This is a genomic window from Flavobacterium movens (genome assembly GCF_039581425.1).
Lineage (GTDB): Bacteria > Bacteroidota > Bacteroidia > Flavobacteriales > Flavobacteriaceae > Flavobacterium > Flavobacterium luteolum.
Window position 1 is genome coordinate 193,474 of the sequence record NZ_JBCPXY010000007.1, and the last position, 23,655, is coordinate 217,128.

The following is a 23,655-nucleotide window of genomic DNA, read 5'->3' on the forward strand; positions in this document are numbered from 1 at the left end:
TTTAAGAAACATCATAAATTACTCTTTACAGAGAGTGATTTATTCAGATTTAAGTGTCGATAATGTTACAGCATTCTCGGCACTTTTTTTTATATATTCATTTTTACATAGGCAGTTATAAATTATTTTTATTAGTTTTAATTAGTTAAGTTTTGGATTTTATTTGTTTTTATTTTTAATCGAATTAACAACTCTAGTTACAGCCAGAAGTCGTAATTACAATCTGATTTCCGTTCATTTCATAATTAGTATCGTTGCCAATACTTTTACAAATTATTTTCAGCTTTTCGGCTAGTGGTTGATCACTTAACGAAGTGGTTAATCGGCAGTCTTTCAATTTGTCGTGAGGAAAATCAATATCTACTAAATAAGCCTGCTCAATGGTTTGAAGAATTTGTGCTACAGGTATATCTGTAAATTCAAAACTCAATTGCTCAATGTTACGAACGCTGCTTACTAAAATTGGATCTTGGGTAATATTGGTAATTTTATTAAAAACCAATTCTTTACGAGCGAAACGCAATGCTTGATTTGGCAGAAGAACAATCTCTTCTTTTTCGGCACTTCGAACCAAATCATTAGACTTTACCTTAACTTTACCGGTGCGAACAAGAACTTCAACATTTTGTTGATCTGGATAAGCCTTTATTCTAAAACTTGTACCAACAACACGAGTTACAATTTCGTTAGCGTAAACAAAAAAAGGCTTTTTAGGATTTTTACTAATTTCAAAGAAACCTTCGCCGCATAAATACACCTTTCTTTCGTTTCCGGTAAAGATTTTAGGGTAACTTAATTTACTATTTGGCTGTAATAAGACGGAACTTCCATCTGATAAGGTAATAATCTGTGATTTTTCAGAATTGTTGGTTTGCTCTACTAAACCTTCATTATTATCCAGAATAAGTTCGTTATAAGTAACTACATTATCAGTAGTTGCTATATTATTTTTAAAAAACCAAACAGAAATCATACCAACTAAAACAGCTGCTGCAACACCGCTGATCCAATATCTCTGTATTTTAAGTTTTTTAATTTTTGAAGTGTTTTGAGAAAGTTTTTCTCTTTGTTCAATCTTTCGCCAAGTTTCCTGCAAGGCTTCATGAACTTCGTTTGAAGACAACTGAGATTTTGGAGCTCTCATTGCTAATAGGACAAGTCGTGCATCTTCAACAAGTTTTGCTCTCTGAAGATTTTCCAGTGTCCATTCCTCCCAGCCTTGCTCATCAACTTTAGATAAAATCCATAATTGAAAAGATTCATCAGCCAAGAAGTCCTCTATTTCGGTATAATTGTTACGTTTTTGCATCTTACTATTAAGGTTACAAAAACATAGAGGACAGTTTTTTTATTATATACTCACCTATTTAAGATTTTTTTTTGATTTTTTCTTAAATATTTAAAAAACCCCTGAAGATATAAGGACTAAAAGCGGAATACTGCCTTTCCATTCCTTGCGAAGACTCAGCAAACCGCGATGAAGAAGATTACTAGCTGATTGATAATTAACATCTAGTAAATCTGCTATTTGATCTACACTCAATCCTTGGTGGTAGCGCAGATACAAAGCCTCTTTCTGACGACCAGGAAGATCATTTAATAATTTATTTAAAAGAAGAACACGTTCGGCTGTGACTTCATCTTCAACCAAATCATTTTCTATAGAAAAATCAAAAAGAAATTCCAAAACATCTGTAGTTGTCGTTTTTCTAAACACATGATCTCTTTCGTGCAAACGCGCAATCCTCTTTCTAACGCTAGAAAGTAAATACGCCTTAACTATAACATTATCCTGTAGAGAATCACGATAAAGCCAAATATCAGCAAAAACATCCTGAATACAATCTTGCACCTTTTCCGCATACGGACAAAGTGAATTACCATAACTGATTAAGTCTTTATAGTATTTTTCAAAAAGTAAAGAAAATGATTTCTCATTACCGTTTTTTACATTATTCCATAGAATAAAATCATCTAAAATTTTATTTTTCAAAATTTGGCTCATATAAAAATACTTTAAGGCGTAAATATCAAATCATTTCAAGTAAAATCTTAAATGACTATTAATTACATTGGGTTAAATAGATCTTTAAAATTCTAATCTTTTTCAGAATTTAAATTGAGGCAAAAAACTTAAATTTAACAAAACATAAACAAGTATTTTACACTCACCACCTTCAATTCATATTTAAAAAGAATTAAATTTTAACAATATTTTTTGTTTTTGTGCGATAAATATAGAAAAGCAAATGATTAAAACCCAATATTTCTCTAAAATTCTCTTCTTTTTTCAAATTCATCAGTATTTATCTTGTTTTTTTAACTAAACTTAAAATTTACCATACTTTAAACTTTTATTAACATAATTGAATTTAAGGGTAGCATTTCAAAAAATATTATTGAAAATAAAAAAGCCTTACTGTTCCAGTAAGGCTTTTATTTCATTTTTTTTTTATTACTTAGAAAGCTACATTCCATCTTGGCAATCTTCCATTTTCATCTAAGAAATTTTGTAAAACTTGCCCTTCAACAGCCGTCGGAATTGCTTTTACATCTTCAGTAAAAGTTTCGTACCAAACTACTTCTAATCCTTCAATATTTTCTAATTTCATTTGAGCTGGCCAAGAATATTTTCTTCCTGTTTTAGCAAACTGATGTCCGTTTACGATTTTGTCGTAAAGTCCGCCGTTTTTACTTTTTAAAGTTCCATCATTCTGAACGGTTCCTGTAGAACCAACCATAATTAATTCTTTTGCATCACCTTCAACAGCGTATACCACAAATATTCCAGCACTTCCTTCTGGAGCATTGCAAGCTTCTTCTAAACTATCATTTACAGTAAAAGTAAAACTGTTTGTTGCTTTAAATTTTTCTAATTCTTTGTACATATTTTCTTTTTAAGCTTCTAAGATACTGAGGTTCTAAGATGCTAAGTTTTTTTCATTTACGCCTCAGCCTTTAAAATGTAAAAAAGTCTCAACAGGATATTGAGACTTTTTTTTTGGAATTTGTTATTTTGAATATTAGCAATTACCCTAATACTTCTTTTACTTTTTTACCAATTTCAGCTGGCGAATCAACAACGTGAATTCCGTTGTCTCTCATGATTTGTTTTTTAGCAGCAGCTGTATCGTCAGAACCACCAACAATTGCACCTGCGTGGCCCATTGTTCTACCAGCAGGAGCAGTTTCTCCAGCGATAAATCCAATAACTGGTTTACGGTTACCATCAGCTTTTACCCATCTTGCAGCATCTGCTTCAAGCTGACCTCCAATTTCACCAATCATGATGATAGCTTCAGTCTCTGGATCATTCATTAATAATTCAACAGCTTCTTTAGTTGTAGTACCAATAATTGGATCTCCACCAATTCCGATAGCTGTAGTGATTCCTAAACCTTGTTTTACAACTTGGTCAGCAGCTTCATAAGTTAAAGTTCCTGATTTAGAAACGATACCAACTGTACCTTTTTTGAAAACGAAACCTGGCATAATACCAACTTTAGCTTCTCCTGGAGTAATTACACCTGGGCAGTTTGGACCAATTAATCTTGAATTTCTTTCTTTAACATAATTATTTGCTTTAATCATATCTGCTACAGGAATTCCTTCTGTAATAGCAATAATTACTTTAATTCCAGCATCAGCAGCTTCCATAATTGCATCAGCAGCAAAAGCTGGCGGAACAAAAATGATAGAAGTATCAGCACCAGCTTGATCAACAGCGTCTTTTACTGTGTTAAAAACTGGACGATCTAAATGGCTAGTACCACCTTTTCCTGGAGTAACACCTCCAACAACATTAGTACCGTACTCAATCATTTGAGAAGCATGGAAAGTACCTTCGCTTCCTGTAAATCCCTGAACAATTATTTTGGAATCTTTATTAACTAAAACACTCATGATATATATTTTATGTAGTTTTTAAATTTGTGTTGCAAAAATAAGGTTTTGTAATGTATTTTGCCTCTTTTATTGTCAAAAAAATATTAAGAAAATTGACTCATTTGATAACCTCTATAAAGTTTATCATCTTTTATCTGCCAAATGGTAGCAAAATGTGCTAAAAGCATTTCTTCTCTTGGATTCTCGATTGTTTTTACAAAATGAGAGTAACGCACTGATACTAAATCATCTTCGCTAATAATATGGCTAATTCTAACTTTAGAGCGCACATAGGCACGGCTAAGCTCATTGGCCATTTCAATCATCGAATCATAATCCATCTGAATAAAACCTTTACTGCTGTTCCATTCAAGCGTAACATCAGGATGCAGATATGTTTTTAAAATTTCGCTATCAATCAATGCATCTGACTTATAAAATTTCTGAACAAATTCTTTAATAGACATATTACTTCAATTTACTTAAAATTTCAGGAATCTTCTTGATATTGGCAAGTTGTTTCAATTTTTCTCTGGATTCTTCAATCGGAGTACCAAAATATGATTTTCCACCTTCAACAGATTTAGTTACACCAGTCTGCCCCATTACAACTGCTTTTGATCCAATTGTAATACCGCTTGTAGTTCCTACCTGTCCCCACATGGTAACTTCATCTTCAATAATTACGCAACCAGCAATACCAGTCTGCGAAGCAATTAAACATTTTTTACCGATTACGGTATCATGCCCCACGTGCACTTGATTGTCCAGTTTTGTTCCCGCACCAATTGTAGTATCTCCAGTAACACCTTTATCAATTGTACAAAGTGCACCAATACCTACATTATCTTCAATAACTACTCTTCCCCCAGAAATCAGTTGATCAAAACCTTCAGGACGCTTTTTATAATAAAAAGCATCAGCTCCTAAAATAGTTCCCGCGTGAATAATTACGTTATCACCAATTATAGTGTGATCATAAATAGAAACATTCGAATGAATTAGGCAATTTTTCCCAATTTTCACATGGTTACCTACAAAAGTATTTGGCTGAATCACAGTTCCCTCACCTATTTCTGCAGATGGCGCTATAGCAACATTAGCAAACTGAAACGGCTTAAAATGTTTTGTGAGAATATTAAAATCTCTAAAGGGGTCATCAGAGATTAAAAGAGCTTTTCCTTCTGGACATTCTACTTCTTTATTTATCAAAACAATTGTAGCAGCCGATTGTAAAGCTTTATCATAATATTTCGCGTGGTCAACAAAAACAATATCTCCAGGCTCCACAACATGTATCTCGTTCATGCCTAAAACTTGAAAGTCTTTGTCTCCAATAAATTTGCAATTAAGCAAATTGGCAATTTCTTGTAAAGAATGACTCTTTGGAAATTTCATATAGTATAATTAGAAAATCTGTCAATCAGAAAATGAGTCAATTAGAATGTGAATATACAAAATTATGTCGACTCACTTAGCATCTAATTGACTCATTGTCAAATTTATCTTAATTAAAAAAACTACTCTTTTACACGCTCCATGTAAGAACCTGAAGCTGTATCGATTTTAATTTTATCACCTTCGTTGATAAACAAAGGAACATTTATGTTTGCTCCTGTCTCTACTGTAGCATTTTTAGTAGCGTTTGTTGCTGTATTTCCCTTTACACCTGGCTCGGCATAAGTAACTTCAAGAATTACAGATGCTGGCATATCTACTGATAATGGTAAATCTGTTTCTGTATTGATTTGCACCATTACGTTTGTTCCTTCTTTTAACAAATCTGGAGCATCCAAAATGTTTTTGTTTAAAGAAATTTGCTCAAACGTTTCAGCATTCATAAAGTGAAACTCATCACCTTCTGGATATAAATATTGAAATGTATGCGTTTCAACACGAATAACGTCAATTTTGTGACCTGCTGAAAAAGTATTATCTAATACTTTACCAGAAGTTAAACTTTTCAACTTTGTTCTTACGAAAGCTGGACCTTTTCCAGGTTTTACGTGAAGAAATTCAATGATTTTATAGATATCGTGATTAAATTTAATACACAATCCGTTTCTAATATCTGATGTAGATGCCATTTGTATTTGTTTTATTTTTTTGTTTAATCGTTTAACCGTTTAACTGTTTCTTCGATTAAACGATTAAACAAATAAACAATTAAACTCAATTTTTAATAATTTCCTGAGTAACCTTTCATAATTCCTCGAGAAGAATTTCTAATAAAATCTAGAATTTCATCTCTTTCAGGAGTCGCTTCCATTTCAGCCTCAATAATACTTAAGGCTTGAGTTGTATTGTAATTCTTTTGGTATAAAATTCTATAAATTTCCTGGATTTCTCTAATTTTTTCAGTAGTAAATCCTCTTCTTCTTAAACCAACAGAATTAATTCCTACATAAGACAAAGGCTCTTTTGCAGCTTTTGTAAATGGCGGAACGTCTTTTCTAACCAAAGAACCTCCAGAAATCATAGCATGATCTCCAATATGAATAAATTGGTGAATTGCTGCCAAACCGCCAATAACCGCATGATTTCCAACAACTACGTGTCCAGCTAAAGCAACACCATTCACAATAATTGCATTATTTCCAATCTCACAATCGTGTGCAATGTGCGCATATGCCATTACTAAACAATTATTACCAATAACAGTCTGACCTGAAGCAATTGTCCCTCTATTTATAGTAACACATTCTCTAATTGTACAATTATCACCGATAATAGCAAGAGAATCTTCACCTCCGAATTTTAAGTCTTGTGGCACTGCAGAAATTACCGCTCCTGGAAAAATATTGCAATTTTTTCCAATTCGAGCTCCTTCCATAATGGTCACGTTTGAACCAATCCAAGTACCATCACCAATAACAACATTATTGTGAATTGTTGTAAATGGCTCTATTACAACGTTTTTAGCGATTTTCGCGCCTGGATGAACATATGCTAATGGTTGATTCATCTGTATGTTTTATATTTTTAATTAAAATATTCTAATTTGAAGCAACAAACCTAAACAATAAATTTGATAATTTATTATTGTTTTCTTGCTATTTGTGCCATTAATTCTGCTTCAGTTACTAATTTACCATTTGCATAAGCATTAGCCTGCATATGGCAAATCCCTCTTCTGATTGGAGAAATTAACTCACATTTAAAGATTAAAGTATCACCTGGCAACACTTTGTGTTTAAATTTAACATTGTCAATTTTCATGAAATATGTCAAATAGTTTTCAGGATCTGGAACTGTACTCAAAACTAAAATACCTCCTGTTTGTGCCATTGCTTCAACAATTAATACACCTGGCATAACTGGAGCTTCTGGGAAGTGACCAACGAAGAAATTCTCATTCATAGTAACATTTTTCAATCCTACTACATGACGATCAGACATTTCAATAATTCTGTCAATCAACAAGAACGGAGGTCTATGAGGAAGCATAGACATGATTTTATGAATATCCATCAATGGCTCTTGATGTAAATCATAAGTAGGAACATGATTTCTCTGCTCTATTTTAATAATTTTTGCTAATTTCTTTGCAAATTGAGTATTTACAAAATGCCCTGGTTTGTTAGCAATAATTTTTCCTTGAATACGAACTCCAATTAAAGATAAATCTCCAATTACATCAAGCAATTTGTGTCTTGCTGCTTCGTTTGGATAATGCAAAGTCAAGTTGTCTAAAACACCATTTGGTTTTACAGAAATCTCTTCTTTACCAAATGCTTTCTTTAGATTTTCCATAGTAGATTCAGAAATTTCTTTGTCTACATAAACGATTGCATTGTTTAAATCTCCACCTTTAATAAGTCCGTGCTCTAATAAAGACTCTAATTCGTGTAAGAAACTAAAAGTTCTAGAACTTGCAATTTCAGATTTAAAATCTGCTAAACTTTTAAGGGTAGCATTTTGAGTACCTAAAACTTTTGTACCAAAATCTACCATTGTTGTAACCTGATATTCATCGCTAGGCATTACAAGAATTTCGCTTCCTGTTGCTTCGTCTGTAAAAGAGATTACTTCTTTTACTACGTAAACATTACGTTGTGCGTCTTGCTCTTCGATACCAGCTTTTTCAATAGCTTCAACAAAATATTTTGATGAACCGTCCATAATTGGAAGTTCTGAGGCATTCAATTCAATAATAATATTATCCAAATCGCATCCAACTACTGCAGCTAAAACGTGCTCTGGTGTCTGAATTTTTACACCAAGTTTCTCAAGATTTGTACCTCTTTGAGTATTAACAACATAATTAGCATCAGCCTCAATGACTGGTTGACCTTGCAAATCTACTCTTACAAAAGTGAAACCATTATTAACGGGTGCAGGTTTAAAAGTCATTGTAACTTCTTTTCCAGTGTGTAAACCAACTCCTGTTAGCGAAATTTCATTTTTGATGGTCTTCTGTTTAACCATTATTTCCATTTTTTGGGTTTATTATTTGTTTCTTTAATTCTTCAACTTCGGCCACAATTTTAGGCAGATTTTTAAAATGAACATACGATTTATTAAAATCTGTATATCCTAGAGATGGAGTTCCTTGCAAAACTTCATCATCTTTAATGTTTCTAGCGACACCCGATTGGGCTTGAAGCCTAACATTATTCCCTATTATTAAGTGACCTGCAATACCAACTTGTCCACCAATCATACAGTTTTCACCAATTTTTGTAGAACCTGCAACACCGCTTTGCGCAGCTATTACAGTGTTTTTTCCTATTTCTACATTATGGGCAATCTGAATCTGATTGTCTAATTTAACTCCTTTTCTAATAATTGTAGAACCAAGAGTTGCTCTGTCAATTGTAGTATTGGCACCAATATCTACATTATCTTCAATAATAACGTTTCCAATTTGTGGAACTTTACTGTACTCTCCATTTTCATTTGGAGCAAAACCAAAACCATCTGCACCTATAATAACTCCAGAATGAACAGTACAATTATTACCAATTACAGTTTCAGAATAGATTTTTGCACCAGCAAAAATGAACACATTATCGCCAATAACAACATTATCGCCAATAAAACTATTTGGATAGATTTTTACATTATTACCCAAAACTACATTTTGTCCGATATAGCTAAAACTACCCAAATATAAATTCTCACCGTACTTTGTTCCTTCAGACATAAAAGACTGAGGCTCGATACCGTTTTTATTTAATTTGACCTGATTATAGAAATGCAAAAGCTTAGAAAACGCTGCGTAAGCATCTTCTACCTTTATAAGTGTAGTATTAATTTCCTGTTCCGGAATAAAGCTATCATTAACAATTGTTACTGTCGCTTTTGTAGTATATATATAATTGATATACTTTGGGTTAGCCAAAAAAGTAAGAGATCCTTCCTCTCCTTCTTCGATTTTAGAAAGCTTAGAAACTTCTGCATTGGGATTCCCAACAACTTCTCCTTCTAAAATTCCTGCTATTTGTTCTGCTGTAAATTTCATCGCGACAAAAATATAAAAAATAGATTTTAAATGTTAATTTTATATAAGTTGTTTTGGAAAACAGATATAATATTTTGTGACCAATTTAGATAACGATTTCAAATTCAGCTGGTCAGAAGCTTCAACAACATCTTCAATTGTTTTATCTTTTTTCAAAATACGAATAGGTTCTGCTTCCTTACTATATGCCTGATTTTTTATTTTACCTCTAAAAATAAAATATCCAGCGTCTACTGCTGAAATTTGGTGCGCTTCTGCAAATTCTTCTTTTAAAGACTGTGATTCTTCCATCGGAATTTTTTCTGCACTAAGCTTAATTTTCAGCAAATCTCTATTGATGATCATTTTACTTAAAGTAGAAAGTATAAAATCACTATGTTTCTGCCAAGCCTTTAGAGCGCTTATAATATCAAAATCATCCAATTGAGAGAATAAATCTAATTTCTCAGCATCAAAATCTTCGAGCGTAATTTTATTTTGCATGAAATACATCAGAGGTACACTGCAAGGTAATTTAACTCCTTTTAAAGTCAGTTCTTTTGCTCTCTTCAGCACCTTCATTAAAATTAACTCGGCTACTAAACTTGTTTTATGCAAATAAGCTTGCCAGTACATTAATCTTCTAGAAAGCAGAAATTTCTCGACAGAATAAATTCCTTTTTCTTCAATTACCAAAACATCATTTTCTACGTTCATCATCTGAATCAATCGTTCAGAATTTACGTTTCCTTCCGCAACACCTGTATAAAAACTATCGCGTTTCAAATAATCCATTCGATCCATATCCAACTGACTAGAAATCAATTGAAGCATGAATTTTCTATGATATTCTCCTTTAAAAACCTGAATTGCCAAACTTAATCTTCCATCAAACTCTTCATTCAGCTGATTCATAAACAGTAGCGAAATTGCTTCGTGATGCACATCTTCAACAATACTTTTTTCCATTGCATGCGAAAATGGCCCATGTCCTATATCATGAAGCAAAATTGCAATTAGAAGTGCATTTTCTTCTTCGTCAGAAATAACAACATCTTTAAAACGAAGCGTATCAATTGCTTTCTTCATCAAATGCATACATCCTAAGGCATGATGAAAACGAGTATGATTTGCTCCGGGATACACCAAATAAGACAATCCCATTTGAGAAATACGACGAAGACGTTGAAAATATGGATGCTGAATTAAATCGTAAACCAACTCGTTCGGAATCGTTATAAAACCATATATAGGATCGTTGAATATTTTAAGTTTGTTGATCTGAGTCACTACTGAGTTATTTTTTTAGGTCAACAAATATAAGTAAATAAGTATAAAGAGATTGGTGTTTTTTATTTAAAAATCATAAACAGAATCATCATGATTATCAATAAAATACATTTAAAAATATTAAAATACAAATCAAAATCGTGCGCCAACTTTGGTAATTTTATACTATTTTTAATACTTTTTAAGTTCTATAACTTTAAATTGCAGTAAAATTAAATTGATTTATGGATAAGATAAAAATACTTTGGGTCGACGATGAAATCGATCTTTTAAAGCCTCACATATTATTTCTAGAAAAAAAGAATTACGAAGTTACAACTTGCAATAACGGCCTTGATGCAATCGCCCTATTTGAAGAAGATAACTTTGATATTGTTTTTTTGGATGAAAACATGCCCGGAATGAGTGGTTTGGAAACGCTTTCTGAAATGAAAGAAAAAAAATCAGCTATTCCGATGATTATGATTACGAAAAGCGAGGAAGAATATATTATGGAAGAAGCCATTGGTTCTAAAATCGCTGATTACTTGATTAAACCTGTAAATCCGAATCAGATTCTGTTGAGTTTGAAGAAAAATCTAGATGATTCGAGATTGATTACAGAAAAAACAACCTTAGATTATCAAAAAGAATTCAGAAAAATTTCGATGGAATTAGCCATGGTTAATTCGTACGAAGACTGGATTGAATTGTATAAAAAATTACTTTTTTGGGAATTGAAACTAGAAGACATCAACGACACAGCGATGATTGAAATTCTAGAGTCTCAGAAAGTAGAAGCAAATTCACAATTCGGAAAATTTATAGAAAGAAATTACGAAGACTGGTTTGCGCCAAAGGCTGACAAACCTATACAGTCTAATACTTTATTCAAAGAATTAGTCGTTCCAGAAATCAAAAAGAAAGACAAACCGATTCTTTTTGTTGTAATTGATAATCTTCGTTACGACCAATGGAAATCTTTTGAAAGTGTAATATCAAATTATTATAAGCTAGAAAAAGAAGTACCTTACTACTCTATTCTTCCAACTGCTACACAATATGCTAGAAATTCTATTTTCTCTGGCTTAATGCCTTTAGAAATGGAAAAACAATTTCCCGAATATTGGAAAAACGACGTCGAAGATGGCGGAAAAAACCTTTATGAAGCAGAATTTCTATCTGCTCAATTAAAAAGATTAGGTTTAAATATTAAGGAAGATTATTTTAAAATCACCAATTATGCTGGCGGAAAAAAGTTAGCAGAAAACTTTAAAGCATTAAAAGGAAACGACTTGGTAACGGTAGTTTACAACTTTGTTGATATGCTTTCTCACGCTAAAACTGAAATGGAAGTCGTAAAAGAATTGGCTTCAGACGATAAAGCGTATCGTTCTCTAACATTAAGCTGGTTTAAAAATTCTCCATTATTAGAAATTATTCAGCAGGCACAACTTTTAGGCTTCAAATTGATTTTAACAACAGACCACGGGACAATAAATGTAAAAAATCCGTCTAAGGTTGTGGGAGACAAAAATACAAGTTTAAATTTACGCTATAAAACTGGACGTAGTTTAACATACGAACAGAAAGATGTATATGTCGTAAAAGAGCCAAAAACAATTGGTTTGCCAGCTATAAACATGAGCAGTTCGTTTATTTTTGCCAAAAACGATTTTTTCTTAGCGTATGTAAATAACTACAATCACTATGTGAGTTATTACAAAAACACGTATCAGCACGGCGGAATTTCTTTAGAAGAAATGATTATTCCGTTTCTAGTATTTAACCCGAAATAAACGTTTACAGTCTCAGTTTTCAGTTTCAGCGGTGAAGACAATTAAATAAAAATATTTTTTGCCATAGATTAAAAAGATTATCACTGATTAAAAAATCCTTTTTAATCTTTTTAATCTGTGGCATTAAAAATAATTCGCGAAAATTTTCGAAATTCGTGGCAAAAAATAAATAACAATGAACATCGTTTTTTCATTAGATCAAATTCAAGAAGTTGCTGAGCAGATTATAGCTTCAAATCCTAATAAAATTATCCTTTTTAATGGAGAGATGGGAGTTGGAAAAACCACCCTAATCAAACAGCTATGCAAAAGCCTTGGAGTTACTGATGCAACTAGCAGCCCTACTTTTTCTTTAGTAAACGAATATCAAATTCCAAGCGGAAAAAAAGTCTATCATTTTGACTTTTACAGAATAAAACAAGAAACCGAAGCACTAGATATGGGAGTTGATGATTATCTATATTCTGGAAATTGGTGTTTTATTGAATGGTCTGAAAAGATCGCGAATTTAATTCCAGAAGAACATTCTACTATAAACATTGAATTACTTTCTGACGGAAAAAGAGAATTAAAGCTGAATTAATATAATGTCAGAAGAACATAATCATAATTGTATTGATTTTGATGATTTAATGAATAACATTAAAATCAATATTGAAAAATATGGACTGCAAGTTATAATTATAGAAGCGACTGATTATCTACCTTCATTTGCTTACAGCATTGGACTTTGGCAAAAATACAATCACCCCGAAATTATTTGTTTTGGATTATCAACCTCTCTCTTGCATGAAATTATAAATGATATTGCCGAGATAGTCAAACAAAATGAAAAAATTATCGAAAAGAAAAATTACTCAAACATTTTTGAAGATAGCAGATCTGAATTCCTAAGAGTTCATCCTGAAAATATTCAAGACTATTTTGGCAGTGCGATTAATTACTACGGGAAAGAAGATTTTACCGCCTTGCAATTAGTTTGGACAGACCGAAATGATAAATTTCCTTGGGAGAAAGATTTCGAAAATGATTTTCTTTACAAGCAACCTTTATTAGACAGAAACATCGATTTCAAATTTAATGAACCTAAAAACCTTACTGCTTTCACAACCAGACAATGGCTAGATAAAGAAAAACCAATCATTAGAGTTGTGCACGACGAAGATGGAGATTGGCAGTTCTTGACGGATGATGAAATTTCTACCGAAAATATCATCATTGTTGCTTTAGAACAATTAATACTAAAAGATAAAACACTGAATAAACTGTTTGACCTTAATTATGGAGAAGAAGCAGAAAGAAAATTCATTGGAGATATATGGATGAGAAATAAAATAGAACATGATAATGAAGAATAATAAAACAACTTAACATTCCCATCTACAGTATTAGCAGAATTTTTACACTAATTTTAAAACTTTTTACGTAATTTGTACTCTTAATTTTTTGCGCAATCCATGTCAATCACGTTAACTCCATTTACAAAACAACAATTAATACCGCAAGAAGAAAAACTTGAGGTTGGTCGTTTTAAAAGAGAACTTTTTATAGGAATTCCTAAAGAAACAAGTTATCAGGAACGTCGTATCTGTCTTACGCCCGATGCCGTCAATTCCTTAACTTATGAAGGTCACCGTGTTATGATTGAATCTGGCGCTGGAGAAAGTTCGAGTTATACAGACAAAGAATACGCCGATGCCGGTGCAGAAATCACAAAAGATACTAAAAGAGTTTTTGGCTGTCCGTTTCTATTAAAAGTAGAACCGCCAACTTTAGCAGAAATTGAGATGATTAATCCCGAAACGGTTATCATTTCGGCTATTCAGCTTAAAACCAAAAAGAAAGAATACTTCGAAGCCTTAGCAAAAAAGAAAATCACTGCCTTAGCTTTCGAATATATTAAAGACGAAGACGGATCTTATCCTGCCGTAAAATCTTTGAGCGAAATTGCAGGAACTGCTTCGATTCTTATTGCTGCTGAATTAATGATTACAGACGAATTTGGAAAAGGGCTTTTATTCGGAAATATTACTGGCGTCCCTCCTACTGAAGTTGTAATTCTTGGTGCTGGAACTGTAGGCGAATTTGCAGCAAAAACTGCAATTGGATTAGGTGCAAACGTCAAGGTTTTTGATAACTCAATTACAAAACTGCGTCGTTTGCAAAATAATTTAAATCAAAGAATTTTTACTTCTACCATACAGCAAAAAGGCTTGCTAAAAGCTTTAAGACGCTGCGATGTCGCTATTGGCGCCATGCGCGGTAAAGAACGTTGCCCAATTGTGGTGAACGAAACAATGGTAGAACACATGAAAAAAGGTGCTGTAATTGTTGATGTCAGCATAGATACAGGTGGTTGTTTCGAAACATCTGAAGTTACTACTCATGAAAAACCAACATTCATAAAAAACAATGTTTTGCACTATTGCGTACCAAATATTCCTTCAAGATATTCCAAAACTGCTTCATTATCAATCAGTAATATTTTAACTCCTTACTTACATCAGATAGCCGAAGATGGTGGTATTGAAAGTGCAATTCGATGCAACAAAGGCCTTAAAAATGGAATATATCTATATCACGGAATCTTAACAAATAAAGCAATTGGCGACTGGTTCGATTTACCAGATAACGATATAAATTTACTTGTTTTCTAAAGGAACTTTAACGTACCTTTGCAAAAAAATATTTCATGAAGTTCGCTTATCGTTTTGCATATTATTTGATTGGTCTCGTAATGGGATGTTTTATTGTATCAGGATTTTTCATCGGAAAAGACACCCGATGCAATTATTTTCCAAATGCCAGAGTTTTAAACAATCTTAGAACAAAACCTTTTCAATATTCTCCAAAAGCTGTTCAGACTTTAAATGAAAAATGGGTTGATACAGCAGACGTCAAAAATACATTAACTTACGGAGATGTTGATTTTGACCAAAGTAATGTTCCATTCAAAAAAGGAAAACTCTATATTATTGAAGGAAAAACAGTAAAAAATCAAGAAATCATTCTAAAAGTGGTGAATTACGAAAACAAAGCCGTTTTAGAGGAAATTGTAAAAAAATAGTTTTTCGCTAAAAATAGCAGTATTTAAAATTAAACTTAATGAAAAGATTTTTTATTACTTCTATTGTTATATTCATTCATTTAATAGTCTTAGGTCAAAATAAAACTGATTGCAATATTAACTATTCTGATTTAAACGAATTTAATATAAGCGGAAAAGTAAAAACTGTTCAGACTAGAACATTTAAACTTGATGAAAAAGATATCGATGAGAATATAAAAGCATCTGACAGCATTAGTTGGTTTAATGAATCAATTGTATATTATAACAGAAACGGAAACGTTGACAGTTTGACAATTAGCTATTTAAATCCAACACAATCAAAGAAAATAGAAAATCTGAAAACAAAATATACCTTCAACGATAAAAATAGACAAGGAATAACTGTAAACAAAAATTTAACATCCAAAACATTCAAAACTTGGGTTGATAACAACAAATATACTGAGTCATCTTATTCATCTGAAGGTCTTTATCTGAAATTAGAAACCACAACTTTAGATAAATGTAATCGTATATCTGAAAGGAACATCAAAATTATTGATCCTCGATTTTCATCAAATAAAAACTCTCAATACATTTTTGACAACCAAGGTCATTTAAGTAAAATAATAACCTCTTTTGAAGGTAGCAATAAAGTGGAGTTTTTAAAAAAAAAGAATCTAAAATTTGACAAATTAAATAATCCTACCATAACAATAAATACCTCTGAAAAGGACGAATCGGTTGTAAAGAATTTATCATTAGCTAAATATACCTACTATTAAAGTTTTACCATTCAATTTCTCTCATTCCTTTAGATTTAAGAAATGAATTTGTTTGACTAAAATGTTTATTCCCAAACCATTTTCCTTGATTAGCACTCATTGGCGATGGATGGCCTGATTCTAAAATATAATGTTTTGACCTGTCAATTTTTGATCCTTTTTTCTGAGCAAAACTTCCCCACAAAAGAAAAACAACATTTTCCTTCTGATCAGAAATAGCTTTAATAACAGCATCGGTAAATAGATTCCATTTTAAGTGTTTATGACTATTTGGACTATCTTTGCGAACGGTCAAAGAAGCATTAAGAAGCAAAACGCCTTGCTGAGCCCATTTTTGAAGATTACCAGATGTTGGCATAAAAACGGAATCAAAATCACTATTTATTTCTCTAAAAATATTTCGCAATGAAGGCGGTATCTTAATATCATCATTTACAGAAAAGCTTAATCCATTGGCTTCTCCTTCTCCATGGTAAGGATCTTGTCCAATAATAACAACCTTTACAGCATCAAAACCACAATTGTTAAAAGCTGAAAAAATTAATTCTGCAGGAGGATAACAAGTGTGGGTTTTATATTCAACATCAAGCGCCGCCATCAATTCTTGAAAATACGGTTTTTCTGTTTCGTCCTTTAAAACTCTCTGCCAGTCTTGAGCTAAATTAATTTTCATTTTATAAATTTTATTTACAAATAAAGCAAAGTTTTATTCAAACTCCCAACTATTAGTGCTATTTAGTTTTTAAAACTTTGTAACTTTGAAATCTTTACAACTTACGTTATATAATGGTATCTATTACAGAAAAAACATTACAAGATTTACAATTTCCAACGGTGCTTGAAACCATTTCTGATGGTTGCAATACCGATATTGGAAAAGAAAAGGCTTTACAAATAAAACCATTTAGAGATAAAGAAGAATTAATGCAAGCGCTGATGCAAACATCAGAGTATGTATCTTCTTTTCAAAACAATAACGCCATTCCGAATCACGGATTTGACGCCATAACGCATGAAATTAAATTTCTTGCAATCGAAGACAGTTTTCTTGAAGTAGGAAGTTTTAGAAAAATCGCTAATCTTTCTGCAACTACAAATGTCTTATTGAATTTCCTTAAAAAGTTTGACGATTATTATCCAAACTTAAATGCAAGAGCTTCAAGAGTAGAATTGACCAAAGATATCATAACCGCAATTGATGCCATTGTAGACAAATATGGAGAAATTAAAGACAATGCCTCTCCTGCTCTAGCTGGAATTAGACAAAACATGAACCTGGTTCGCGGAAAAGTGAATCAAAGTTTCGGTACGGCTTTAACTCAATACAATAGCTTAGGTTATTTGGACGACATCAAAGAAAGTTTTGTACAAAACCGTAGAGTTTTGGCAGTTCTAGCAATGTATCGCCGTAAAGTAAAAGGTTCAATTTTAGGAAGTTCAAAAACTGGAAGCATTGCTTATATCGAACCTGAAGCTACTTTGAAATATTCTAGAGAATTAGCCAATTTAGAATATGAAGAGAAAGAAGAAATTACAAGAATTTTAAAAAATCTATCGAATGTAATTCGTCCCTATCTTCCTTTATTAGTTGAATATCAATACTTTTTAAGTGATATTGATGTTGTTGCAGGTAAAGCTAAATACGCAAATCGAATTAACGGAATTCTTCCAACAATTACAGAAGAAAGAAGATTATTCTTTAGAGAAGCATATCATCCAATTTTGTATTTGAACAACAAACAGAAAAAAGAAGTTACGCATCCGCAAACCATCGAATTAAAACAAGAAAACAGAATTATTGTAATTTCTGGACCAAATGCTGGAGGTAAAACCATTTCCTTAAAAACGGTAGGATTATTACAATTGATGTTGCAATCGGGGATTTTGATTCCAGTTCACGAAAGAAGTGAAACTTTCTTGTTTGACAGAATCTTAACCGATATTGGAGACAATCAATCTATTGAAAATCACCTAAGTACATATAGTTATCGATTGAAAAACATGAATTACTTTTTAAAGAAGTGTAATAGAAAAACCATGTTTTTAATTGACGAGTTTGGTACAGGTTCTGATCCTGAATTAGGAGGAGCATTGGCTGAAATTTTCTTAGAAGAATTTTATCACCGTGAAGCATTCGGAATTATCACAACACATTATTCTAATTTGAAAATTTTGGCAAACGAATTGCCTTATGCTACAAATGCAAATATGATGTTCGACGAAAAATCTCTTGAACCAATGTATAAATTAGCTTTGGGACAAGCAGGAAGTTCATTTACTTTTGAGGTTGCTCAAAAAAATGGAATTCCGTTTGGATTGATCAATCGTGCAAAAAAGAAAATCGAAGTTGGAAAAGTTCGTTTTGACAAAACCATTGCAACACTTCAGAAAGAGCGTTCGAAGTTGGAAAAAACTTCTTTGAATTTAAAGGAAGAAGAAACTCGTGCTCGTGAGGAAAGTAAAAAGATGGAAAACATCAATACGAAAATTCAACAGAAATTAGAAAGCTATCAGGAATTATATGATAGCAATCAAAAGATAATTTACATTGGACAAAAAATTGATGATATTGCCGAAAAGTATTTCAACAACAAAAACAAAAAAGAACTAATTGGTGAGTTTTTGAAAATTGTTGAAATTGAAAATTCGAAACGAAAAAAAGCAACTCCGAAAGAAGTCAAGGCAAAAGTTGAAAAACAAAAAGAAATTATTGCTGAAGTACAAGTAAAAGTTGAAGAAATTCGAAAAGAGAAAAAAGAGAAAAAACTTAAACCAGTTGTAGAAAAACCAAAACCAATTTTAAAAGTTGGAGACAGAGTAAGAATGCTTGACGGAAGATCTGTCGGAAGTATCGATTCTATCGAAAAAAATAAAGCTACAGTAAATTATGGCATTTTTACTTCGAAAGTAAGTTTGGATGAATTGGAATTGGTAGAAGCAGTTAAGAAATAAGTTTTCGGTCTCCGTGGCGGTTTCCAGTCCTTAAAAAGTGGCAAAAAGACCTCAAAATTAAAATAAAGCGATTTAAGGAACGATTTTCATGTTTACGCAAAAGAAGATTCCTAAATTTTAAAAACAGATTTAAACCAATTTATTGATGTTGTTTTTAATTTATAAAATTTATTAAAAACAAAAAATCAATAGACATTTTAAATACAAGTAAAAAACGTATTAATTCCTGTTTTATTGATTTCAATTAAAAATTGAAACATAAAACTTGAAACACAAATTATAAAATGGAAAGTCTTCCAAAAAATAAAAAAATAGTTCTTTTTGACGGAGTTTGCAATCTCTGCAGTTCTGCTGTACAGTTTATTATAAAACATGATAAAAAGGACATTTTTAGATTTGTCGCATTGCAATCAGAAAAAGGAATTTCAATATGCAAACACTTAGGAATCAGTTTTTCTAAAATGGATAGTATTATTTTGTATGATCCTGGAACAGCATATTTTTACAAATCTTCGGCAGTAATCGAAATTGCTAAAAATTTTGGCGGTTTGTGGAAGCTAACTCCTATTTTTAGAATTGTACCCATTTTTATGAGTGACAGGATTTATGATTATGTTGCAAAAAACAGATACAATTGGTACGGCAAAAAAGAAAGTTGCATGATTCCAACTCCGGAATTGAAATCTAAGTTTTTGTAGAAAATTCCAATGTAAAAATTCCAAATTCCAAAAAGCAAAACTTCAGTGAACACAATATTGTCATTTCGACGAAGGAGAAATCTTCGTGAGAAACTCGACAAAGATTAGATTCTTGTTGCGGAGTTACTTGCGAAGATTTCTCCTTCGTCGAAATGACAAACTTAATGCAAAAACATACAAAATAGAAAAATCCCAAATTCACAATAATTGGAATTTGGGATTTTTTATTTGAAATTTATTAGAAAAATTATCTAATTAATTTTCTGTATTTCAAACGTTTCGGAGTTAAATCACCGCCAAGACGTTTCTTTTTGTTTTCTTCGTAATCAGAGAAACTTCCTTCAAAGAAATAAACTTCAGAATCTCCTTCAAACGCTAAGATGTGCGTACAAATTCTATCTAAGAACCATCTGTCGTGAGAAATAATTACGGCACAACCAGCAAAATTTTCCAAACCTTCTTCAAGTGCACGAAGTGTATTTACGTCAAGGTCGTTTGTTGGCTCATCCAGTAAAAGTACATTTCCTTCTTCTTTCAAAGTCATGGCTAAGTGTAAACGGTTACGTTCTCCACCAGAAAGCATTGACACTTTTTTGTTTTGCTCACCACCACCAAAGTTGAAACGTGATAAGTAAGCTCTTGAGTTAACTTGTTTTCCTCCCATCATAATCAATTCCTGACCATCAGCAAAGTTTTCCCAGATTGATTTATTTGGATCAATATTAGAGTGCGACTGATCTACATAAGCAATTTTCACAGTATCACCAACAGAAAATTCTCCACTATCTGTAGCTTGCTCACCCATAATCATTTTGAAAATAGTCGATTTACCAGCACCGTTTGGTCCAATAATCCCAACAATTCCCGCTTGTGGCAAAGTAAAGTTCAAATTATCATACAATAATTTATCACCAAAAGCTTTGGCAACATTTTTAGCTTCAATAACATTTGTTCCTAAACGAGGACCATTCGGGATATAGATTTCTAATTTCTCGTCTAGTTGTTTTTGATCTTCATTCAATAATTTGTCGTAGTTCTGCAAACGTGCTTTTTGTTTTGTCTGACGACCTTTTGCTCCTTGACGAACCCACTCCAACTCACGCTCTAAAGTTTTTCTACGTTTAGAAGCCACTTTTTCTTCCTGCGCTAAACGATTTGATTTTTGATCTAACCAAGAAGAATAATTTCCTTTCCATGGAATACCTTCTCCTCTATCCAATTCAAGAATCCAACCAGCAACATTATCAAGGAAATATCTATCGTGTGTTACAGCAATTACAGTTCCAGCATATTGAGCTAAATGTTGCTCTAACCAAAGAACTGATTCAGCATCAAGGTGGTTGGTAGGCTCATCAAGTAACAATACATCAGGCTGTTGCAATAACAAACGACATAAAGCTACACGACGGCGCTCACCTCCTGAAAGGTTTTTAATTGGCGTATCACCTTCTGGCGTACGCAAAGCATCCATTGCAATTTCTAATTTGGTATCTATTTCCCAAGCACCAAGAGCATCAATTTTGTCTTGTAAAGCTGCCTGACGATCCATCAATTTATCCATTTTATCTGGATCTGAGTAGTTCTCTTCAAGACCAAATAAATCATTAATTTGATTGTACTCCTCTAAAACTGCCATAGTCTCAGCTGCTCCTTCACGAACAATTTCGATAACTGTTTTAGAATCATCAAGAATTGGCTCTTGCTCCAAGTATCCAACTGTATAGCCTGGCTGAAATACTACATCTCCCTGATAATTTTTATCAACTCCTGCAATAATTTTCAAAAGTGAAGATTTTCCAGAACCATTAAGTCCCAAAATACCAATTTTAGCTCCGTAAAAGAAACTCAAATAAATATTCTTAAGAACTGGTTTGTCTGCTCCTTGATAGGTTTTACTCAATTTCTGCATTGAGAAAATTACTTTCTTATCGTCTGACATTTTTTATTTTTTATTATAATTATTTATTTTTCTGAATTTCAAAATTCTAAACTCTTCCTTTCAAAGCATTGAACACCCAAGCATTTGCAAAAAAACCAACTCCAACAGCAGCAAATCCCCAGCCTGAAACATCACTGTACCTAAAGATTCCAAGACCTATAAGCAACAACCCCATAAGCACCATTATTAAAGTAGCCCATCCTAAAATGGTATTTTTATTCATTCCCATAGTTTTATAAATATTTTAATGCAAGATTTAAAAAAGGCAAATATCGTGAATTTTAACGGCTTAATTAAAAATTTTATACAGCATTTCTTTTAACAAATCTGACTGAGGCAAAGCATTCGCTCCCACACCTTTACTCTTAACATCAATATCTCGTAAAGCCCCAACAATCTGACTCACCTTTCTCATCGGATAATTTTTTACTGCCAAATCGTACTCTTTCAAGAAATATGGATTTACCCCAAGTGCAGATGCGACATTTTTCGGATTTTTATCTTTTAATCCGTGGTATTTTAAAAGCTGAACAAAAAAGCCGAAAACCAAACCAGTCGTCATTACCAAAGGATATTCTTTAGGATTGTGGGCAAAATTTTCTGCAATCTTATACGCCTTCAATTGATTGCGCTCACCTATTGCTTTTCGAAGTTCAAATACGTTATAATCCTTACTAAAACCGATATTTTCTTCAATATGATCTGCTGTAATCATGGTTCCTTGCGGTAAAATAATCTGCAGTTTTTCAAGTTCGTTATTAATTTTACTTAAATCGGTACCCAAAAATTCCACTAGCATAGCATTTGCTTTTGGATCAATAGTATATTTTTTTCCGGCCAAAACACGTTTAATCCAATCTCCAACTTGATTTTCGTATAATTTTTTACTTTCGTAAACAACACCTTTTTGTGCTAATAATTTGGTAACTTTTTTACGTTTATCTAGTGTTTTATATTTATAGCAAAAAACCAAAACGGTTGTTTGCATCGGATTATCTACATAAGATTCAATTTTATCAATTGTTCTCGATAAATCTTGCGCTTCTTTCACAATAACAACCTGACGTTCAGCCATCATAGGATAGCGCTTGGCCGTTGAAACAATATCATCTACAGAAACATCTCTTCCATATAAAACTGTCTGATTAAAACCTTTCTCTTCTTCAGCTAATACATTCTGTTCAATGTATTCAGACAATTTATCTATATAATAAGGTTCTTCACCCATTAAAAAATAAATCGGTTTAATATCTCCGGCTTTAATATCGTTAACAATTTTTACTACTTCGTCCATTTATACTTGTTTCAAGTTTAAAGTTTCAAGTTACTTTGAAACAAAAAACTATTTTATATTTTTGCTTTATGCTTAAACTTAATTTCCCTGCTTATACTTTCCGATTCAAAAATAGCGAAAATAAAGTGTCTATTTTTGATGAAATCAGGAAAAAATTTATAATTCTTACGCCAGAAGAATGGGTTCGTCAACACGTTGTTCATTTTTTGATGCATGAAAAAAAATATCCAAAATCGCTTATTAATGTAGAAAAAGTTTTGACCGTCAACGGATTACGAAAACGTTATGATGTAGTTGTCTTTAACCCTGATGGTTCTATACATATATTAGTAGAGTGTAAAGCACCTGAAGTTAAAATCTCACAGGCAACTTTTGATCAAATTGCTCGTTATAATATGACAATGCAGGCACGGTTTTTGAATGTAACAAACGGACTAAACCATTTTTATTGTCAAATAGATTTTGAAAACGAAAAATATGAGTTTTTAAGAAGCCTTCCTGACTATAAAGAAAATCATTAAAACAATAAATAACTAAGTACT

Annotated in this window: 24 protein-coding genes; 9 read left to right on the plus strand and 15 right to left on the minus strand. The window is 32.2% G+C overall.

Annotation, left to right across the window (positions count from 1 at the left end; genetic code table 11):
- Positions 1-193: 193 nt before the first annotated feature.
- The 11 genes from AAYQ05_RS14350 to AAYQ05_RS14400 form a co-directional block, all read right to left on the minus strand.
- Positions 194-1,309, minus strand: coding sequence for a FecR family protein (locus AAYQ05_RS14350; RefSeq protein ID WP_343544153.1), 1,116 nt, complete (start codon positions 1,307-1,309; stop codon positions 194-196).
- 90 nt (positions 1,310-1,399) lie between these two features.
- Positions 1,400-2,005 carry an RNA polymerase sigma factor gene (locus tag AAYQ05_RS14355; RefSeq protein WP_281632557.1) on the minus strand — a complete coding sequence of 202 codons (606 nt, stop codon included), beginning with the start codon at positions 2,003-2,005 and terminating at the stop codon, positions 1,400-1,402.
- 454 nt (positions 2,006-2,459) lie between these two features.
- On the minus strand, positions 2,460-2,888 hold the full coding sequence (locus tag AAYQ05_RS14360; protein WP_343544154.1) for a hypothetical protein: 429 nt from the start codon (positions 2,886-2,888) through the stop codon (positions 2,460-2,462).
- Positions 2,889-3,030: 142 nt separating this feature from the next.
- Positions 3,031-3,903 carry a succinate--CoA ligase subunit alpha gene (gene sucD, locus AAYQ05_RS14365; protein WP_057118027.1) on the minus strand — a complete coding sequence of 291 codons (873 nt, stop codon included), beginning with the start codon at positions 3,901-3,903 and terminating at the stop codon, positions 3,031-3,033.
- 86 nt (positions 3,904-3,989) lie between these two features.
- Entirely contained in the window at positions 3,990-4,352 is a 363-nt protein-coding gene (locus AAYQ05_RS14370; protein WP_281632555.1) for a nuclear transport factor 2 family protein, read from the minus strand.
- 1 nt (position 4,353) lies between these two features.
- A complete protein-coding gene (locus tag AAYQ05_RS14375; protein ID WP_343544155.1) occupies positions 4,354-5,283 on the minus strand; it encodes a UDP-3-O-(3-hydroxymyristoyl)glucosamine N-acyltransferase in 930 nt (309 codons plus the stop codon).
- A gap of 122 nt (positions 5,284-5,405) precedes the next feature.
- On the minus strand, positions 5,406-5,972 hold the full coding sequence (efp, locus tag AAYQ05_RS14380; protein WP_095929274.1) for an elongation factor P: 567 nt from the start codon (positions 5,970-5,972) through the stop codon (positions 5,406-5,408).
- Positions 5,973-6,064: 92 nt separating this feature from the next.
- Positions 6,065-6,850, minus strand: coding sequence for an acyl-ACP--UDP-N-acetylglucosamine O-acyltransferase (gene lpxA / locus AAYQ05_RS14385; protein WP_091497682.1), 786 nt, complete (start codon positions 6,848-6,850; stop codon positions 6,065-6,067).
- Positions 6,851-6,924: 74 nt separating this feature from the next.
- On the minus strand, positions 6,925-8,313 hold the full coding sequence (locus AAYQ05_RS14390) for a bifunctional UDP-3-O-[3-hydroxymyristoyl] N-acetylglucosamine deacetylase/3-hydroxyacyl-ACP dehydratase (RefSeq protein WP_008464039.1): 1,389 nt from the start codon (positions 8,311-8,313) through the stop codon (positions 6,925-6,927).
- The gene (gene lpxD, locus AAYQ05_RS14395; RefSeq protein WP_281632553.1) at positions 8,306-9,349 is read right to left on the minus strand and encodes a UDP-3-O-(3-hydroxymyristoyl)glucosamine N-acyltransferase; all 1,044 of its coding nucleotides are present in this window, start codon (positions 9,347-9,349) and stop codon (positions 8,306-8,308) included. Before lpxD ends, AAYQ05_RS14390 begins: the two co-directional genes overlap by 8 nt.
- Before the next feature lie 39 nt (positions 9,350-9,388).
- On the minus strand, positions 9,389-10,618 hold the full coding sequence (locus tag AAYQ05_RS14400) for an HD domain-containing protein (protein ID WP_343544156.1): 1,230 nt from the start codon (positions 10,616-10,618) through the stop codon (positions 9,389-9,391).
- A 224-nt stretch (positions 10,619-10,842) separates the two neighbouring features.
- On the opposite strand from AAYQ05_RS14400, the gene porX reads away from it, so the two are divergent.
- The 6 genes from porX (at position 10,843) to AAYQ05_RS14430 (ending at position 16,230) form a co-directional block, all read left to right on the plus strand.
- The gene (porX, locus tag AAYQ05_RS14405; RefSeq protein ID WP_119790901.1) at positions 10,843-12,396 is read left to right on the plus strand and encodes a T9SS response regulator signal transducer PorX; all 1,554 of its coding nucleotides are present in this window, start codon (positions 10,843-10,845) and stop codon (positions 12,394-12,396) included.
- 175 nt (positions 12,397-12,571) lie between these two features.
- Positions 12,572-12,979, plus strand: a complete 408-nt coding sequence (tsaE, locus tag AAYQ05_RS14410; RefSeq protein ID WP_343544157.1) for a tRNA (adenosine(37)-N6)-threonylcarbamoyltransferase complex ATPase subunit type 1 TsaE — start codon at positions 12,572-12,574, stop codon at positions 12,977-12,979.
- Positions 12,980-12,983: 4 nt separating this feature from the next.
- On the plus strand, positions 12,984-13,754 hold the full coding sequence (locus AAYQ05_RS14415) for a DUF4262 domain-containing protein (RefSeq protein WP_343544158.1): 771 nt from the start codon (positions 12,984-12,986) through the stop codon (positions 13,752-13,754).
- A 99-nt stretch (positions 13,755-13,853) separates the two neighbouring features.
- Positions 13,854-15,053 (plus strand): alanine dehydrogenase, encoded by a 1,200-nt coding sequence (locus tag AAYQ05_RS14420; protein ID WP_306155242.1) that lies wholly within the window; start codon positions 13,854-13,856, stop codon positions 15,051-15,053.
- Positions 15,054-15,088: 35 nt separating this feature from the next.
- Positions 15,089-15,463, plus strand: coding sequence for a DUF4258 domain-containing protein (locus AAYQ05_RS14425; protein WP_343544159.1), 375 nt, complete (start codon positions 15,089-15,091; stop codon positions 15,461-15,463).
- A gap of 38 nt (positions 15,464-15,501) precedes the next feature.
- A complete protein-coding gene (locus tag AAYQ05_RS14430) occupies positions 15,502-16,230 on the plus strand; it encodes a hypothetical protein (protein ID WP_343544160.1) in 729 nt (242 codons plus the stop codon).
- Positions 16,231-16,234: 4 nt separating this feature from the next.
- Here AAYQ05_RS14430 and AAYQ05_RS14435 read toward each other — a convergent pair whose 3' ends face one another.
- Positions 16,235-16,903 (minus strand): uracil-DNA glycosylase, encoded by a 669-nt coding sequence (locus AAYQ05_RS14435; protein WP_343544161.1) that lies wholly within the window; start codon positions 16,901-16,903, stop codon positions 16,235-16,237.
- Positions 16,904-17,016: 113 nt separating this feature from the next.
- Here AAYQ05_RS14435 and AAYQ05_RS14440 point away from each other — a divergent pair, with 113 nt between their 5' ends.
- A complete protein-coding gene (locus AAYQ05_RS14440) occupies positions 17,017-19,182 on the plus strand; it encodes an endonuclease MutS2 (protein WP_343544162.1) in 2,166 nt (721 codons plus the stop codon).
- A gap of 284 nt (positions 19,183-19,466) precedes the next feature.
- Entirely contained in the window at positions 19,467-19,880 is a 414-nt protein-coding gene (locus AAYQ05_RS14445) for a thiol-disulfide oxidoreductase DCC family protein (RefSeq protein ID WP_343544163.1), read from the plus strand.
- 247 nt (positions 19,881-20,127) lie between these two features.
- On the opposite strand, the gene ettA is transcribed toward AAYQ05_RS14445, so the two are convergent.
- From ettA to holA, 3 genes are read right to left on the minus strand one after another with little or no spacing between them, the layout of a single operon-like run.
- Positions 20,128-21,819: an energy-dependent translational throttle protein EttA gene (gene ettA, locus AAYQ05_RS14450; protein WP_281632544.1), complete on the minus strand. Its 1,692-nt coding sequence runs from the start codon at positions 21,817-21,819 to the stop codon at positions 20,128-20,130.
- A gap of 46 nt (positions 21,820-21,865) precedes the next feature.
- Positions 21,866-22,048, minus strand: a complete 183-nt coding sequence (locus AAYQ05_RS14455; protein WP_035643908.1) for a CAL67264 family membrane protein — start codon at positions 22,046-22,048, stop codon at positions 21,866-21,868.
- Positions 22,049-22,108: 60 nt separating this feature from the next.
- Positions 22,109-23,113, minus strand: a complete 1,005-nt coding sequence (holA, locus tag AAYQ05_RS14460; protein ID WP_281632543.1) for a DNA polymerase III subunit delta — start codon at positions 23,111-23,113, stop codon at positions 22,109-22,111.
- A gap of 68 nt (positions 23,114-23,181) precedes the next feature.
- Here holA and AAYQ05_RS14465 point away from each other — a divergent pair, with 68 nt between their 5' ends.
- Positions 23,182-23,634, plus strand: a complete 453-nt coding sequence (locus AAYQ05_RS14465; protein ID WP_343544164.1) for a type I restriction enzyme HsdR N-terminal domain-containing protein — start codon at positions 23,182-23,184, stop codon at positions 23,632-23,634.
- Positions 23,635-23,655: the final 21 nt, after the last annotated feature.